The sequence below is a fragment of the Pantoea sp. DY-17 genome, from assembly GCF_019795975.1.
GTDB classification, from domain to species: domain Bacteria; phylum Pseudomonadota; class Gammaproteobacteria; order Enterobacterales; family Enterobacteriaceae; genus Pantoea; species Pantoea leporis.
Window position 1 is genome coordinate 180,137 of record NZ_JAIMIG010000001.1, and the last position, 15,307, is coordinate 195,443.

Here is a 15,307-nt window from a genome sequence, read left to right on the forward strand (position 1 = left end):
TTCTTCCCCAAAAATCAGTGCGCTTATGGTACTGGCTCGGACGCAGGCTGAACAGCGCTAGCTGTGGTTGGCGGCGGAATCCAGGCGCGGGTGAAATCAAACCATCCCAAACTATTAAGCTGGATGCCCTCCACGCCGGGCGGCGCAAAAACCTGATAGCGATAGTTAAACAGCGGCAGTAAGTGGCCATCGCACATCAGCTGCTGAAACAGTTGCTGAGTCAATTCACCGCGCTGCAGTGCATCAGGTTGTTGGGCAATCGCGCTCAGTGGCGTTTGCAGAACCTGTTCGCGCAGCGGCTGCCAGACCGGATCGTTCTCCAGCCAGTTCACCAGCGTAAACAGCGGTGCATCGCCAATCAGTCGATCGCCCATCACCACATCGGCCTCACTGAGATCGCTATCGTCACGCCAGCTTTTTACGTCATGGAAGATGCAGGTGAGGGCGCAGCCGTGTTGCGCCAGCAGTGGAATTAACGCCTGTGCCATCACATGCAGTTCGACCGGCAAGTGGTAATGCAGCGTTAATGTGGGCGGCAGTGCAATCGTCTCTCTTTCGGCGCGCGGTACCGGCCAGCCAGGAAGCAGCTCATGGCTCGGTGTGATTAAACCCTCATCCAGCGGCAGTTGCTGAATCACACCGCTGCGCTGAATCAGGGCAATCAGCGATTGGGCCTGTTCGGCACTGAAGTTCGCCGAGATGCGTGGCGTCAGATAGCAAAATCCCAGGCTGATACTGCGATCAACCGGACGTAGCGAGCCGAGTTCGTCAGGATCGCCAATGGCGATTTGCACCGGATGGCTGCAACTGGTGCCGAGATCACGATCAAACAGCTGCGGTGTGATCCAGTATTCCATCCGCTGGATCAGCGGGCGCTGCAAATGCCAGCGCGCATGGCTCTCCAGCCGCACCATCTCAGCGGTGAAATGCGTGAGTTTCCACGGCCCGCTACCGATATCGGCGAATTCAGGATGCGGTAATAGACAGAACTGGTGCGCCAGCCGCTGCGGCAGCCAGTAATCGCTTTCACGCAGTTGAATATGTATCGCTAGCGGATGCGGCGCTTCAATCTGTTCAATCGCCGCCAGCAGCCGCGCACCGCGTGGCGAATGCCTGATCTGTTGCAGTTGCTCAACCAACTGTGCCGCCTGCACCGGTTCATCGTTGTGCCAGCTGAGCTGTGGGCGCAGCCAGAAATACCAGTCACGGCCGCTGGCATCATGCTGCCAATGGTGAGCGAGATCGCCTTCAACATCGTTATCGCGAAAGCGCGTTAACCCGGAGAAAACCTGGCGTGCCAGATGTTGCTCGGCGCGTCCGGTCAGCTGCAGCGGACGCAACGGCTCCATCGCGCGGTAGTAAGGAATGCGCAGCACCGGCGATTGCTTCTGCCACTGACCGCCCATCAGTGGTCGCAGCAATTTTACTAATCGCTCGGGATGCAGATCGAGCACCTGCAGCGCCTGTACCGCCTCGCCGGCGTCGAGTTGCTGCGTTAACAACTGCTGGCGCAGCTGTTCCGGCGACACCAGGAAAGTTAGCTCACCCTGTTTGCCACGCCCGGATTCACCGCGCCACTGCAGCCAGCCGGCATCCTGCCACTGACGCAGCAGCGTGCGCAGATGGCGCTCGCTGCAAAAGCAGTGTTGCGCCATCGCGGCGACGCTGAGGCGTTGAGTTTCGCCGTGGCTGAGTTGCCACAGGCGCTGAAATTGATTGACCCGATGAAGTTCACGCATAGCTAAACCCGGAACAGTTTTTAAAAAGTATTCACTATTAGTTCCGTAATTACCAGGCGATAGTACCTGCCTCACTCAGACAGGAGAATTCGCATGGCTCGCCTCGCGGCATTTGATATGGACGGCACGCTGTTGCTGCCTTCGCACCGGTTAGGTAATGAAACGCTGGCAAGCCTGCACGCGTTGCATCAGCGCGGCGTCACGTTGGCGTTTGCCACCGGGCGCCATCTCATGGATATGCAGCGAGTACGCGAACAAATCACCTTGCCTGCGTGGCTGATTACCGGTAACGGTACGCGCATTCACGATCTTGAAGGCAACCAACTTTACGGCTGCGATTTATCGCCATCAGTGGCGGAAGAGGTGATTCATACGCATTGGCAAACGCCGGCCTCGATTCATGTTTTCAACGATGAGGGCTGGTTTACCGATAAGCCGCTGCTCGGCGCGCTGGAAGCGCATGCGATGAGTGGCTTCCATTATCAGCTGCGCGATTTGCGTCAGATGTCGGCGCATGAAGTCACGAAAATCTGTTTTATTGCGCCACATGAAATGTTGCAGGCGTTAAAAAGCGAATTGCAGGCCGCGTTGGGCGAGCGGGCCAACATTTGCTTCTCTGCGTGGGATTGTCTGGAGGTGTTGCCGGTCGATTGCCATAAAGGCGCGGCGTTGGGGCGTTTGTGCCAGCATCTTTCGCTGTCGCTGGCGGATTGTATGGCGTTTGGCGATGCCATGAACGATCGCGAAATGCTGGAACGTGTTGGCAGCGGTTTCATTATGGGCAACGCCATGCATCAACTGAAAGCGTCGTTGCCCCATTTACCGATTATCGGACATTGCGAGACACAGGCGGTGTCTCACTACCTTAATCACTGGATGACCACACCACACCTCGATTATTCCCCCGAATGCTGAGGCTTACAGTGAACCGGACAGGACGTCCGGTTTTTTATTGCAGCTCACGCACCCACGGCGCAATGTCGCCGATATTCTGCTCTACCCACTGCGCATTGTAATAGGTGTCGGGATAGCGCTCACCGCTGTCACACAGCAACGTCACCAGAGAACCCTGCTCACCGTTTTCCCGCATGCGTTTTGCCACCTGCATCATGCCCCAGAAGTTGGTGCCGGTTGAAGCGCCAGGGCGACGTCCCAGCACCTTTTCCAGCTGCAGCATTGCGGCGATAGTCGCGCCATCCGGCACTTTCATCATCTCGTCAATCACGTCGGGTAAAAACGACGGTTCCACGCGCGGACGACCAATGCCTTCAATCAGGCTGCCGCGTTCGCTGCGCAGCGTTTTGTCGCGGCTCTGCCAGTAATCAAAGAACACTGAATGCTGCGGATCGACCACCAGCAGGCGCGTGTCATGGCCCTGATAGCGGATATAGCGGCCCAATGTTGCTGAGGTTCCGCCGGTACCGGCGCTCATGATCACCGTATGCGGCACCGGGAAGGGTTCGTGTGACATCTGGCGGAAAATGCTTTCGGCGATGTTGTTGTTGCCGCGCCAATCAGTGGCACGTTCTGCGTAGGTGAACTGGTCCATAAAGTGGCCGTTGAGTTCACGTGCTAAACGCTCGGATTCGCTGTACAGCTGGCAGGGATCGGCGACGAAATGGCACTCGCCACCGTAAAAACCAATCATCTCGATTTTGCGTTTCGCGGTGCTGGCGGGCATCACAGCGATAAAGGGCAAACCGAGCAAACGCGCGAAGTAAGCTTCCGATACCGCAGTACTGCCGGATGAGGCTTCAATGATCGGCGTATTTTCGTGGATCCAGCCATTCGCCAGGCCATAGAGAAAAAGGGAACGCGCCAGTCGATGTTTTAAGCTGCCGCTGGGATGGGTGCTTTCATCCTTAAGATAGAAGTGAATGCCGGGAAAATCATCCAGCTTAAAGCGGATCAGATGCGTATCCGCGGAGCGCTGAAAATCGGCGTTAATTTCATTGATGGCGTGGCGAACCCAGGGCGTTTGCATGTGGCATTTCCGTAATCATTATTGCGCACAGTGTAAGGCACTGGCAGGAAAAAGAGGTTGCTTTAATCACGGTATAATGGTGCGCTTAGAGAAAATTTTTCTCCGGGAGTGGCAAATGTTAGATAAAACTGACCGCGCTTTGCTGGCAATGCTGCAGCAGGATTGCACATTATCGCTGCAGACGTTGGCCGATGCGGTGAATCTCACCACCACGCCGTGCTGGAAACGCCTGAAAAAACTGGAAGATGATGGCATTATTCGTGCGCGCGTGGCGCTGGTGGACGGCGAAAAAATCGGTCTGTCGCTCACCGCTTTTATGTTTGTTAAAACTCAGCAGCACAGCAGCGAGTGGTTTAAGCAATTTGTCGCCGTGGTGCAGCAAATGCCGGAAGTGATGGCGTTTTACCGCATGGCGGGCGAGTACGATTATTTGCTGCGCATTCAGGTCGCGGACATGAAGAGTTACGACAGCTTTTATAAGCGCCTGGTGAACGGCGTACCGGGACTGATAGATGTGACCTCCAGTTTTGCCATGGAAGAGATTAAATACACCACCGCCTTGCCGGTAGCGCCCTAACGGGCACAGAAAGAGACACGCTTGTGCAATTATTCAGCCAGTTAAGTTGGTATTTCCTGCGCGAGTGGCGGCGATATCTGGGCGCCGTCAGCTTGCTGATCGTTATTGCCTTACTGCAATTGCTGCCACCGCACGTGGTTGGCGTAATTGTCGACGGCGTCACCCAACATAATTTAAGCGCCGGGCAGATCTTTATGTGGATCGGCGTGATGCTGGTGACGGCGGTGATCGTCTATCTGCTGCGCTACGTCTGGCGCGTGCTGCTGTTTGGCGCATCCTATCAATTAGCCGTTGAGCTACGTGAAGATTTTTATCGCCAGCTCAGCCGCCAGCATCCGGCATTTTATCTGCGCCATCGCACTGGCGATCTGATCGCCCGCGCCACCAATGATGTGGATCGCGTGGTGTTTGCCGCCGGTGAAGGCGTGCTGACGCTGGTGGATTCGCTGGTGATGGGATTGGTGGTGCTGATTGTGATGAGCACCCAAATTAGCTGGCAACTGACGTTACTGGCGCTGATCCCGATGCCAATTATGGCTTTCGCCATCCAGAAAGACGGTGCCCGCTTGCATCAACGTTTCAAAGTGGCGCAGGCGGCGTTTTCAAGCCTGAACGATCAAACCCAGGAAAGCCTCACCAGCATTCGTATGATCAAAGCATTTGGCCTCGAAGATCATCAGTCGCAGCAGTTTGCCGGCATTGCTGCTGATACCGGCAAGAAAAACCTGCATGTGGCGCGCGTGGATGCGCGATTCGATCCAATCATTTATATCGCCGTCGGCTTCTCTAACCTGCTGGCGATTGCCGGTGGCGGCTGGATGGTGTGGAACGGCAGTTTGACGCTTGGGCAGCTCACCAGCTTTGTGATGTACCTTGGTCTGATGATTTGGCCCATGCTGGCGCTGGCGTGGATGATCAACATCGTTGAGCGCGGCAGTGCGGCGTGGAGCCGTATCCGTTCATTGCTGGCGGAAGCGCCAGCGGTTGAAGATGGACAGAAAGTGTTACCGCCCGAACCTGGCATCCTGCAGGTCGCTATTCGTGAGTTCCGCTATCCGGCCAGCTCTGGCCCGGTGCTGAGCCATCTTAATTTCCAGTTAAAACCGGGCCAAATGCTGGGATTATGTGGGCCAACCGGCTGCGGCAAGAGCACGCTCCTAAGCTTGATTCAGCGCCACTTCGACATCGATCAAGGCGATATTCGCTACCATAATACGCCGCTGCCGCAGTTGCGGCTCGATAGCTGGCGCAGCCGGCTGGCGGTCGTCAGCCAGACGCCTTTCCTGTTCTCCGATACCATTGCCGCCAATCTGGCGCTGGGTCGCCCGAATGCGACGCAGCAAGAGCTGGAGCGCGTGGCAACCATGGCCTGCGTGCACGATGATATTCTGCGCCTGCCACAAGGTTATGAGACCGAAGTGGGCGAACGCGGCGTGATGTTATCGGGCGGACAGAAGCAGCGCATCGCGATTGCACGCGCGCTGCTGCTGAATGCCGAAATCCTGATTCTGGATGACGCGCTATCGGCGGTTGATGGCCGCACTGAACATGACATCCTGCATAATCTGCGTCAGTGGGGCAAAGGGCGTACCTTGATTATCAGCGCTCATCGTTTGTCGGCGCTCACTGAAGCGAGTGAAATTCTGGTGCTGCAGCAGGGTGCCGTGGCGCAGCGTGGCGATCATGAAACTCTGGCGGGCAAAGAGGGTTGGTATCGCGATATGTACCGTTATCAGCAGCTGGAAGCCGCACTGGATGACGATGAAGTGGCAGAAGGAGCAAGCCGTGGCTAAATCACAACGTTTATGGCCGACGCTGAAACGACTGCTGGCGTATGGCAAACCGTGGCGTAAATCGCTGTGGCTGGCGGTCGGCATGCTGTGGATTGCGGCGGCAGCCGAAGTCACCGGACCGGTGCTGGTAAGCTACTTCATCGATAATCTGGTGGCGAAACATCAGATGCCGTGGGGCATCGTCGCGGGCCTGCTGGTGGGCTTTGTCCTGCTGCAATTGCTGGCCGCCGGTTTGCACTATTTTCAGGCGTTGTTGTTTAACCGCGCGGCGATTGGCGTGGTGCAGCAATTGCGCGTGGACGTGATGAACGCGGCGTTGCGCCAGCCGCTCAGCGCCTTCGATACGCAGCCGGTCGGCCAAATCATCTCGCGCGTCACCAATGACACCGAAGTGATCAAAGATCTCTACGTTACCGTGGTGGCCACAGTGTTGCGCGCCGCCGCGTTGATTGGCGCGATGCTGGTGGCGATGTTCTCCCTCGACTGGCGCATGGCGTTGGTAGCGATCGTGATTTTCCCGCTGGTGCTAACGGTGATGCTGATTTATCAGCGCTTTAGCACGCCGATTGCGCGTCGCGTGCGCAGCTATCTGGCGGACATCAACAACGGCTTCAATGAAGTGATCAACGGCATGAGCGTGATCCAGCAGTTCCGCCAGCAGGCGCGCTTTGGTGAACGCATGGGCGAAGCCAGTCGTTCACACTATCTGGCGCGTATGGAAACGCTGCGGCTGGATGGCTTTTTATTGCGCCCGTTGTTGAGTCTGTTTTCGGCCATGATTCTGTGCGGTTTGCTGATGCTGTTCAGCTTCGCCACGCCGGGCGTGTTTGAAGTCGGTGTGCTGTACGCCTTTATTACCTATCTTGGCCGCCTCAATGAACCGCTGATTGAACTCACCACGCAGCAGTCGATGCTGCAACAGGCGGTGGTGTCCGGCGAGCGTATCTTCGAACTGATGGATGCGGAACAGCAAGGTTACGGCAGCGATATTCAGCCGCTGGCCTCCGGCAGCATCTCGCTGCGGGATGTGAGCTTTGCCTATCGCGATAATCGCGATGTGCTCAGCCACATCAATCTCGAAGTGCCGGCGCGTCATTTTGTTGCGCTGGTGGGGCACACCGGTAGCGGGAAAAGCACGCTGGCGAATCTGCTGATGGGCTATTACCCGGTGACACGCGGCAGTATCGAACTGGATGGTCGCCCGCTGCCGCTGCTGTCGCACGCCGCTTTACGTCAAAGCGTTGCGATGGTGCAACAGGATCCGGTAGTGCTGGCGGATTCGCTACTGGCCAACGTGCGTTTGGGGCGCGATATCCCGGAAGATCAGGTGTGGCAGGCGCTGGAGACGGTGCAGCTGGCACCGCTGGCGCGCAGCATGGCGGACGGCATCCATACGCGTTTAGGCGAGCAGGGCAATAATCTGTCGGTTGGGCAGAAACAGCTGCTGGCGCTGGCGCGCGTGCTGGTGTCATTGCCACAAATCCTGATCCTCGACGAAGCCACGGCCAATATCGATTCCGGCACGGAACAGGCGATTCAGCAGGCGTTACGTGCACTACGCCAGCACAGCACGCTGGTGGTGATTGCGCATCGCCTTTCCACCATTACCGAAGCCGATCAGATTTTAGTGCTGCATCGCGGTCAGGTGGTTGAACGCGGTACGCATGCTGAGCTGCTGGCCGAGCAGGGCCGTTACTGGCAAATGTATCAGCTGCAGCAGGCCGGCGATGAACTCGCGGCGGGCATCCCCGTACAAGCTGAAGGGTGAATTGCACCTTTTTTGCACAGTTTTATCGGAATGTTCTGTATTGATGCACTTCTTTGAGGCTTAAAGCACCAAAGAAGTGCAATATTGCAACACCTTTCCTCTTCCTCCTCCGCAATCTGCGCTGTGCTTCACATAACGAAGCGTGATGCAGCGCGCCTATGCTACTGACATTCCCCTTTTTTTATTTATGGCACAGCCTTTGCTTATATCCCTACGTGTCCGCGAAGACTCACTCAATTTCTTATCCGGAGGGGAACGTATGAAGCTGGTTACCGTGGTAATCAAACCATTTAAGCTGGAGGACGTGCGTGAAGCCTTATCCTCTATTGGCATTCAGGGACTGACCGTTACCGAGGTTAAAGGTTTTGGTCGCCAGAAAGGTCACGCAGAGCTTTATCGCGGTGCCGAGTACAGCGTTAACTTCTTGCCAAAAGTAAAAATTGATATCGCTATTGCGGACGACCAACTTGATGAAGTGGTCGATGTCATCAGCAAAGCCGCGTATACCGGCAAAATTGGCGACGGCAAGATTTTCGTCGCAGAACTGCAGCGCGTCATTCGTATTCGTACCGGCGAGACCGACGAAGCAGCACTGTAACTGGGGCTCTGAATTGTGATGGGATGGAAAGAAATGAATAAACTGATAACGAAGTTGGGCCTCACCAGCCTTGCGCTGTTACCTTCTCTGGCGATGGCGGCAGCCCCTGCAGTAGCGGATAAAGCCGATAACGCCTTTATGATGATCTGTACCGCCTTGGTACTGTTTATGTCGATTCCCGGCATTGCGCTGTTCTACGGCGGTTTGATTCGCGGCAAGAACGTGCTGTCGATGCTGACGCAGGTTGCGGTGACCTTCTCACTGGTTTGCGTGCTGTGGGTGATTTACGGCTACTCACTGGCGTTCAGTGAAGGCAACGCCTTCTTCGGTAGCTTCCAGTGGGCGATGCTGAAAAATATTGAGCTGAAAGCGCTGATGGGCAGCTTCTATCAGTACATTCACATCGCATTCCAGGCTTCCTTCGCCTGTATCACCGTCGGCCTGATTGTTGGTGCGCTGGCTGAACGTATTCGCTTCTCTGCGGTATTGATCTTCGTGGTGGTATGGCTGACGCTGGCTTATCTGCCAATCGCACACATGGTATGGGCTGGTGGCTTGCTGGCGCAAGATGGCGCGCTCGACTTCGCGGGCGGCACCGTGGTTCACATCAACGCCGCCGTTGCAGGCCTGGTGGGTGCTTATCTGGTGGGCAAACGTGCTGGTTTCGGCAAAGAGGCCTTCAAACCACACAACCTGCCGATGGTGTTCCTCGGTACCGCGATTCTGTATGTGGGCTGGTTCGGCTTCAACGCTGGTTCTGCTTCCTCAGCTAACGAAATCGCTGCGCTGGCGTTCCTGAATACCGTGGTGGCTACCGCAGGTGCGGTGCTGTCGTGGGTGTTTGGCGAGTGGGCGGTACGCGGTAAACCTTCTCTGCTTGGCGCCTGCTCGGGCTTCATCGCCGGTCTGGTGGCGATTACCCCTGCTTGTGGTTATGTGGGTGTCGGCGGCGCGCTGATTATCGGTCTGGCGGGTGGTTTAGCCGGTCTGTGGGGCGTAACAACCCTGAAGAAATGGCTGCGCGTTGATGACCCATGTGATGTGTTCGGTGTGCACGGCGTGTGTGGCATCCTCGGTTGTATCCTGACCGGCGTGTTCGCATCCTCCTCACTGGGCGGCGTAGGCTACGCAGAAGGCGTGACCATGGGCCATCAGGTTTGGATTCAGCTGTTCAGCGTAGGTGTGACCATCGTCTGGACTGCGGTGGTGGCCTTCATCGGCTTCAAACTGGCGGATATGATTGTTGGCCTGCGTGTTCCGGAAGATCAGGAACGTGAAGGTCTGGATGTAAACAGCCACGGCGAGAACGCTTACAACCAGTAACCGCCGGCGGGCTAAAGAAGAGCAGTGCGCTAAAATTATAAAAAAACAGAGGGGCGATTTTATCGCCCCTTTTTTTATGCGTCGCGTTGGCGCATCACGCCTTCCTGCACCGTGGTGGCCACCAGGCGGCCATCCTGGGTATAAAACTCACCCCGCACAAAACCGCGCGCGCCCGAGGCGGAAGTGCTCACTACGCTGTACAGCAGCCATTCAGACAAGTCGAACGGACGATGGAACCACATTGAGTGATCGATGGTTGCAACCTGCATATCGGCTTCGAGGAAGCCTTTACCGTGCGGCTGCAGCGCCACCGGCAGGAAGTTGAGATCCGAGGCATAGCCCAGCAGGTATTGATGGATACGACGATCGGCCGGTAACTCGCCGTTGGCACGAATCCACACCTGACGCAGCGGCTCATCGACGTGGCCTTTCAGCGGGTTATGAATTTGCACCGGACGAATATCCAGCGGACGCTCGGCGAGGAATTTTTCTTTCAGCTTGAGTGGCAGATGCGCGGCCAGCTTCTTCGCCAAATCCTGTTCCGATGGCAGATTATCCGGGCCCGGCACCTGCGGCATTTCATTCTGATGCTCGAAGCCGCTTTCAGGTGCCTGGAACGAAGCCGTCATGTAGAAGATCGGCTGACCATTCTGTACCGCGCTAACGCGGCGTGCGCTGAAGCTTTTGCCGTCACGCAGCGTTTCGACATCATAAATGATGGCTTTTTGGCTATCGCCCGGACGCAGAAAGTAGCTGTGGAAGGAGTGAATGATGCGCTCTTCCGGCACCGTTTGTTTCGCAGCATACAGCGCCTGGCCGACTACCTGGCCACCAAACACCTGGCGCAAGCCCAGATCTTCGCTCTGACCACGAAACAGGCCTTCTTCCAGTTTTTCCAGATTTAATAAATTAAGCAGGTTGTGCAGTGCCTGGCTCATAGCGGATTCCTCAGCGTGACTCATCGCGTCAGTGTGAAAGATCCGACCAGTTTCCGTCAATGATTTTGCCGCGATTTCAGCGGGCTGGCGGAGGGTTTAGGCGCAATGCCGATATTTGTGCCAGAATTAAGGTCATTCGGCGGCTGAAAAGCTAAGCAATGAATTTACCGCCGACAATCATAGTGTTCATAAGGAGACGACATCGATGAAACTCTGGCAAGTTATTAGCGGTATGACCCTGGCTGCGGCGATTACCGGTTGTGCGGACCACAGCAAGCCGGTTGCCACACCTACACTCGGCTCAGCGGTAGCGGGGCAGCAGGCCGCGATTACGCAGCCTAATGTCAGTGGTTCGGTGTATATCCGCCAGCGCATTGCGCTGCCGCCGGATTCTGTGCTGACCGTTACGCTATCAGATGCATCGCTGGCCGACGCGCCTTCGAAAGTGCTGTCGCAGCGCGTGGTGCGTACGGAAGGGAAACAGTCGCCGTTCCAGTTTGTCTTGCCGTTTAACCCGGCTGACATCCAGCCGAACGCGCGCATTCTGTTGAGTGCGGCGATTTCGATTGATGGCAAGCTGGCATTTATCACCGATACGGTGAAACCGGTGATTAATCAGGGCGGAACAAAAGCCGAACTGCTGTTGGTGCCAGTGACTAACGTCGCGATGCAAACCCAGCCGGGAGCAGCAACAACAGTGCCTTCGACTTCACCTACGCAGGTGACGCCATCTGCTTCGGTGCCGGCACCGACAAGTCTGTAATCTACCAAACGGCACAGGCCAAGCGCACAGGCCCGCTGCCGTGGAGTAAAGCGTCACACGCCATGGATGGCGTGTGCCGAGCGATCAGGGACGAGACAGCGCCTTTACGTAACGGCTGCGGGCTTGTGCGCGACAAATCGCACCGCTAAATTTCCCACCGATATTTCTCTAACTCGATCTCCCCAGCGTCGCTCACTTCAATCCCTTCCGCTTCCAGCGCATCGCGCTGACGAAACAAGTCGTCACCCTGCAGTGAAATGCGGCCATGGCGATTGATAACGCGAAACCAGGGTAATTTACTGCCTTCCGGCAAACGGCGTAATACGCCACCCACCTGGCGTGCCGCGCGCGGCGAACCCGCTAATTGCGCAACATCCCCGTAAGTAGTGACCTTTCCTGGCGGAATGGCCGCGATGATCTGCCAGACGCGCTCAGAGAAATTGTTTTGGTCGCTCATATGCGCACCTATTTTTATCTGGAAAGGGCAAACTTTAGCATGCAGAAGGGTAGACATCAGCGCATTGCTGTGTGCTTGTGCAAGAAACCAACGGTTGTCGGGCCTGCGCTTGCAATTGCCGGGGGCATACTTGATAATGCCTGCGCTCTCGAAATGAGGGCTTGTCAATGGGGGCCCTGTTGGTTCTCCCGCAATGCTAACTTGTGAACTCGGTCAGATCCGGAAGGAAGCAGCCGCAGCAGGCGACGCGTGTGCCGGGATGTAGCTGGCAGGGCCCCCACCAATTTGTACCCGCCTCATACTCCACAGAATTTTACGCACAGAGAAATCTGGCAATCCTTTGCCGGTGATTCAATCCTTGATCAAAACGATGATGATGCAGATCGGCTGTTAGGGGAAAAACTTAGCGGACGAACTTCCAGACAGAAACCGGTACTTTATCGTAAAGCTTATTCATGGTCAGTTCAGCCAGACGATGATCGGCTGCCGAATAGAATACCGCGAGTTCATTATCAGGTAATTCATACTTGTTTTTTTCGATAACCCGTTCAAGGGTATCGATTGAGCGACAGCGGCGCAGTCGCATCAAATAATCTGTTTTAGTTAAGGCTTGGTTGCTCATAAATAAACCGGTCTCAGTCTGGTGCTAAAAGGAATGGCTAGGTTGTTGGAGATAAGCGCACTCTTCGGCAAACAGATTAAATAAGCGTTTTGCTGAACGCTGCCACCGTTGTAGATCCTGAGTATTGATTCCATAGCTGCTGAACAGCATAAAGGTATCGTCAAGATATTCATCGATTTGCGTAATCAGGGCTTCATCTTCAACGTGCTTAATTTTGTAATTCATCGTGAAAGAAGCGATATGCTCAATCAAATCGTTGAGCTGTAAATTGCTTTCCGAAGTAGGATCATTAACCCAACCATGATGGCTGTCAGTCAATGTCGCCATACTTTCGTCGAACAGGTTCTCACACAGGTATTTAAGCTGGGCAATATCATGCCGTTTCGGTGAGTATTCGTCCATCTTTTTCCCCTCCATAGCTAGCACAGTTACCGCAGCGCGGCGAGATTAAGAAAAGCTACCAGGAAGCGATATCGAATAAAATTGAATTCAGCGACTCCTTAAATGTAATCCACAATCATTAGCTTTGCTCACCTCAATTACCAAATATTACAATTCATCGGCGGGAGAGGGGCGCTCATTGTCAATCACGTCAAACACCAGCGCGCCGGGCTTTACCTGAAACAACACTTCTTCACGACGCGTAAACGTTTCATTTAAATCCAGGCAAGGATTAAATAAATTCCAGCTGAAATCGTAAAGCATTTTAAATCGATTATTGTCGGTTGGTTGAATAGAAATAATCTGGAAGCTATCGGGAACTAATTGCGCGTTTTGAGAATACCACTGTAAATCACCGGCTAATGCCTCGGCTATTTTGAGAATATTCCCCTGGATAATTCTGACCAACTTTTCGCAATCGTCCTCATCCACAGCAATATCACAATGAATAATAGACGGCATTTTGTATCCAGTAAAAGAATGATGTTTCTATCATTGAGCTTATTGAGTGATATTGCAAGTCGCTAATAAACAGAAAGAGTAATCGTTGTGATGGGTTTCATAACACATTCATGGCGAAACGGCGAATTAACGCGGCTATCTTCATAATCGATCAACTTTTGAAACACTTTTGCTTAGGCGCAATGGAGGATGAGTCGGGTATGATAATTGTTATGTTATAACATTATTGGTTGTTGAGTATGAATCACAGCGGTTTACTTCTTTCCCTTGGCGGCCGTTTGCTGGTTGCACTGATGCTGATTGCCTTGCTAGCGCTGGCCTTATATTGGGGCATGCAGAAATGATGCATTTCAACCGCTTACAAGCTGGTTATCAAGGCCGTGCGGTGACGCCGGTCGTTAACGGGGAGCTGGCAACGGGCAGCATGACGGCGCTGATTGGCGCTAACGGCACCGGCAAATCGACATTACTAAAAACCATTGCTGGCTTACTACCGCCAATTTCCGGCAACTGCGAATTGCACATCCCACGCAAAGCCCTGGGCTGGTTACCGCAACGCAGTGAACTTGAAACCCGCTTTCCTCTTACTGCCTATGAACTGGTGGCGATGGGCTGCTGGCCACGCTGCGGCTGGTTTGGTGGTATCAATCGCGCCTTGCGCCTGGAAATCGATGCCGCGCTGGATGCGGTACAAATGCGTGAGTTCGCCGATGCGCAGCCATCGACGTTATCTGGTGGGCAACTGCAGCGCGTGCTGTTCGCGCGCTTAATGCTGCAGCGCAGCCAGCTCTGGCTGCTGGATGAACCCTTCAACGGCATTGATAGCCAAACCGTCACCTTGCTGATGTCGATCCTCGAACAGCAGCAGCAGGCGGGCACCACGTTATTAGTCGTGCTACACGATCGTCCGCTGGTGGCGCGTTATTTTCAGGATGTGCTATCGCTCGATGACGCTGATGCCGCACAAACGCCAACGTTGCGTAGGGTGGCGTCGTGACATTACTCCAACCCTTTATCGAATTTGGTTTCATGCGCCGAGCGCTGGTGGCCTGCGTTGCATTAGCGATCAGCGCCACGCCGCTGGGCGTTTTCCTTTCCCTGCGCCGCATGAGTTTAGTCGGCGATGCCTTATCACATGCTGTGTTACCCGGCGCGGCGATTGGTTATCTGGTATCGGGATTATCGCTGGTGGCGATGGGTATCGGCGGCCTGATTGCCGGATTGGCGGTGGCGCTGCTCTCGGGAGCGGTCAGCCGTTATACGCATCTCAAAGAGGATGCCAGCTTTTCCGGCTTTTACCTCGGCTCTCTTGCACTCGGCGTCACGCTGGTGTCGCTGCGCGGCTCCAGCGTCGATCTTCTGCACGTGTTATTTGGATCGCTGCTGGCGGTGGATAACGCGGCGATTATGCTGGTCGGCGGCATTGCGGCTACGACCTTGCTGCTGCTGGCGGTGATCTTCCGTCCGCTGGTGATCGATGCCTTCGATCCCGATTTCCTGCGCGCTCAGGGCAAATGGAGCGCACCGCTGGTGCACGGTCTGTTTCTGATGCTGGTGGTGCTCAATCTGGTGGCGGGCTTTCAGGTGCTGGGCACGCTGATGTCGGTGGGATTGATGATGCTGCCGGCCACCAGCGCACGCTTCTGGAGCCGCCATCTGGCTTACATGCTCGGCATCGCCATGCTGCTGGCGATCGTCTCAGCATTTATCGGCCTGATTCTTTCGTGGCATTTCTCGCTGCCGGCTGGACCGGCGGTGGTGCTCAGTGCTGCGGTGCTGTTTCTGCTTTCTGTTTTGACAGGACCATGTGGCGGCCTGTTGCGCCGTCGATAACCAAACCAA

16 protein-coding genes and 1 other RNA gene are annotated in these 15,307 nt (G+C 55.1%); 10 read left to right on the forward strand and 7 right to left on the reverse strand.

Going from position 1 to position 15,307, the window contains the following annotated elements; translation table 11 throughout:
• Nucleotides 1-23 precede the first annotated feature (23 nt).
• The gene (locus K5Y33_RS00880) at nucleotides 24-1,739 is read right to left on the reverse strand and encodes an SgrR family transcriptional regulator (protein WP_222233087.1); all 1,716 of its coding nucleotides are present in this window, start codon (nucleotides 1,737-1,739) and stop codon (nucleotides 24-26) included.
• A gap of 93 nt (nucleotides 1,740-1,832) precedes the next feature.
• On the opposite strand from K5Y33_RS00880, the gene cof reads away from it, so the two are divergent.
• Nucleotides 1,833-2,654, forward strand: coding sequence for an HMP-PP phosphatase (gene cof / locus K5Y33_RS00885; protein ID WP_110867739.1), 822 nt, complete (start codon nucleotides 1,833-1,835; stop codon nucleotides 2,652-2,654).
• A 34-nt stretch (nucleotides 2,655-2,688) separates the two neighbouring features.
• Here cof and K5Y33_RS00890 read toward each other — a convergent pair whose 3' ends face one another.
• Nucleotides 2,689-3,723 (reverse strand): PLP-dependent cysteine synthase family protein, encoded by a 1,035-nt coding sequence (locus K5Y33_RS00890; protein WP_110867738.1) that lies wholly within the window; start codon nucleotides 3,721-3,723, stop codon nucleotides 2,689-2,691.
• A 115-nt stretch (nucleotides 3,724-3,838) separates the two neighbouring features.
• Here K5Y33_RS00890 and K5Y33_RS00895 point away from each other — a divergent pair, with 115 nt between their 5' ends.
• The 5 genes from K5Y33_RS00895 to amtB all read left to right on the forward strand — a co-directional run bounded on the left by K5Y33_RS00895 (nucleotide 3,839) and on the right by amtB (nucleotide 9,782).
• Complete coding sequence (locus tag K5Y33_RS00895) at nucleotides 3,839-4,300, forward strand: Lrp/AsnC family transcriptional regulator (RefSeq protein WP_137385279.1); 462 nt, start codon at nucleotides 3,839-3,841, stop codon at nucleotides 4,298-4,300.
• A 23-nt stretch (nucleotides 4,301-4,323) separates the two neighbouring features.
• Nucleotides 4,324-6,093 (forward strand): SmdA family multidrug ABC transporter permease/ATP-binding protein, encoded by a 1,770-nt coding sequence (locus tag K5Y33_RS00900; RefSeq protein WP_137385280.1) that lies wholly within the window; start codon nucleotides 4,324-4,326, stop codon nucleotides 6,091-6,093.
• On the forward strand, nucleotides 6,086-7,861 hold the full coding sequence (locus K5Y33_RS00905) for a SmdB family multidrug efflux ABC transporter permease/ATP-binding protein (protein ID WP_222233088.1): 1,776 nt from the start codon (nucleotides 6,086-6,088) through the stop codon (nucleotides 7,859-7,861). Before K5Y33_RS00900 ends, K5Y33_RS00905 begins: the two co-directional genes overlap by 8 nt.
• Before the next feature lie 259 nt (nucleotides 7,862-8,120).
• Nucleotides 8,121-8,459 carry a P-II family nitrogen regulator gene (gene glnK / locus K5Y33_RS00910; protein ID WP_007886947.1) on the forward strand — a complete coding sequence of 113 codons (339 nt, stop codon included), beginning with the start codon at nucleotides 8,121-8,123 and terminating at the stop codon, nucleotides 8,457-8,459.
• Between the two features lie 33 nt (nucleotides 8,460-8,492).
• Nucleotides 8,493-9,782: an ammonium transporter AmtB gene (gene amtB / locus K5Y33_RS00915; RefSeq protein ID WP_101762414.1), complete on the forward strand. Its 1,290-nt coding sequence runs from the start codon at nucleotides 8,493-8,495 to the stop codon at nucleotides 9,780-9,782.
• A gap of 74 nt (nucleotides 9,783-9,856) precedes the next feature.
• Here amtB and tesB read toward each other — a convergent pair whose 3' ends face one another.
• Nucleotides 9,857-10,720 carry an acyl-CoA thioesterase II gene (gene tesB / locus K5Y33_RS00920; RefSeq protein ID WP_101762413.1) on the reverse strand — a complete coding sequence of 288 codons (864 nt, stop codon included), beginning with the start codon at nucleotides 10,718-10,720 and terminating at the stop codon, nucleotides 9,857-9,859.
• A 205-nt stretch (nucleotides 10,721-10,925) separates the two neighbouring features.
• Here tesB and K5Y33_RS00925 point away from each other — a divergent pair, with 205 nt between their 5' ends.
• Nucleotides 10,926-11,483, forward strand: coding sequence for a YbaY family lipoprotein (locus K5Y33_RS00925; RefSeq protein ID WP_101762412.1), 558 nt, complete (start codon nucleotides 10,926-10,928; stop codon nucleotides 11,481-11,483).
• A 145-nt stretch (nucleotides 11,484-11,628) separates the two neighbouring features.
• Here K5Y33_RS00925 and K5Y33_RS00930 read toward each other — a convergent pair whose 3' ends face one another.
• The gene (locus K5Y33_RS00930) at nucleotides 11,629-11,940 is read right to left on the reverse strand and encodes an MGMT family protein (RefSeq protein WP_008103902.1); all 312 of its coding nucleotides are present in this window, start codon (nucleotides 11,938-11,940) and stop codon (nucleotides 11,629-11,631) included.
• Between the two features lie 177 nt (nucleotides 11,941-12,117).
• On the opposite strand from K5Y33_RS00930, the gene ffs reads away from it, so the two are divergent.
• An RNA gene (gene ffs / locus K5Y33_RS00935) (signal recognition particle sRNA small type) lies at nucleotides 12,118-12,214 on the forward strand.
• Between the two features lie 129 nt (nucleotides 12,215-12,343).
• On the opposite strand, the gene K5Y33_RS00940 is transcribed toward ffs, so the two are convergent.
• The 3 genes from K5Y33_RS00940 to K5Y33_RS00950 form a co-directional block, all read right to left on the reverse strand.
• On the reverse strand, nucleotides 12,344-12,562 hold the full coding sequence (locus K5Y33_RS00940; RefSeq protein WP_007886938.1) for an HHA domain-containing protein: 219 nt from the start codon (nucleotides 12,560-12,562) through the stop codon (nucleotides 12,344-12,346).
• Nucleotides 12,563-12,586: 24 nt separating this feature from the next.
• Nucleotides 12,587-12,964: an Hha toxicity modulator TomB gene (tomB, locus tag K5Y33_RS00945; RefSeq protein WP_007886936.1), complete on the reverse strand. Its 378-nt coding sequence runs from the start codon at nucleotides 12,962-12,964 to the stop codon at nucleotides 12,587-12,589.
• A gap of 147 nt (nucleotides 12,965-13,111) precedes the next feature.
• Nucleotides 13,112-13,465, reverse strand: a complete 354-nt coding sequence (locus K5Y33_RS00950) for a hypothetical protein (RefSeq protein WP_101762410.1) — start codon at nucleotides 13,463-13,465, stop codon at nucleotides 13,112-13,114.
• A 340-nt stretch (nucleotides 13,466-13,805) separates the two neighbouring features.
• Here K5Y33_RS00950 and K5Y33_RS00955 point away from each other — a divergent pair, with 340 nt between their 5' ends.
• The gene (locus K5Y33_RS00955; protein ID WP_137385283.1) at nucleotides 13,806-14,462 is read left to right on the forward strand and encodes a metal ABC transporter ATP-binding protein; all 657 of its coding nucleotides are present in this window, start codon (nucleotides 13,806-13,808) and stop codon (nucleotides 14,460-14,462) included.
• Nucleotides 14,459-15,298, forward strand: coding sequence for a metal ABC transporter permease (locus K5Y33_RS00960; protein WP_222233089.1), 840 nt, complete (start codon nucleotides 14,459-14,461; stop codon nucleotides 15,296-15,298). Before K5Y33_RS00955 ends, K5Y33_RS00960 begins: the two co-directional genes overlap by 4 nt.
• Nucleotides 15,299-15,307: the final 9 nt, after the last annotated feature.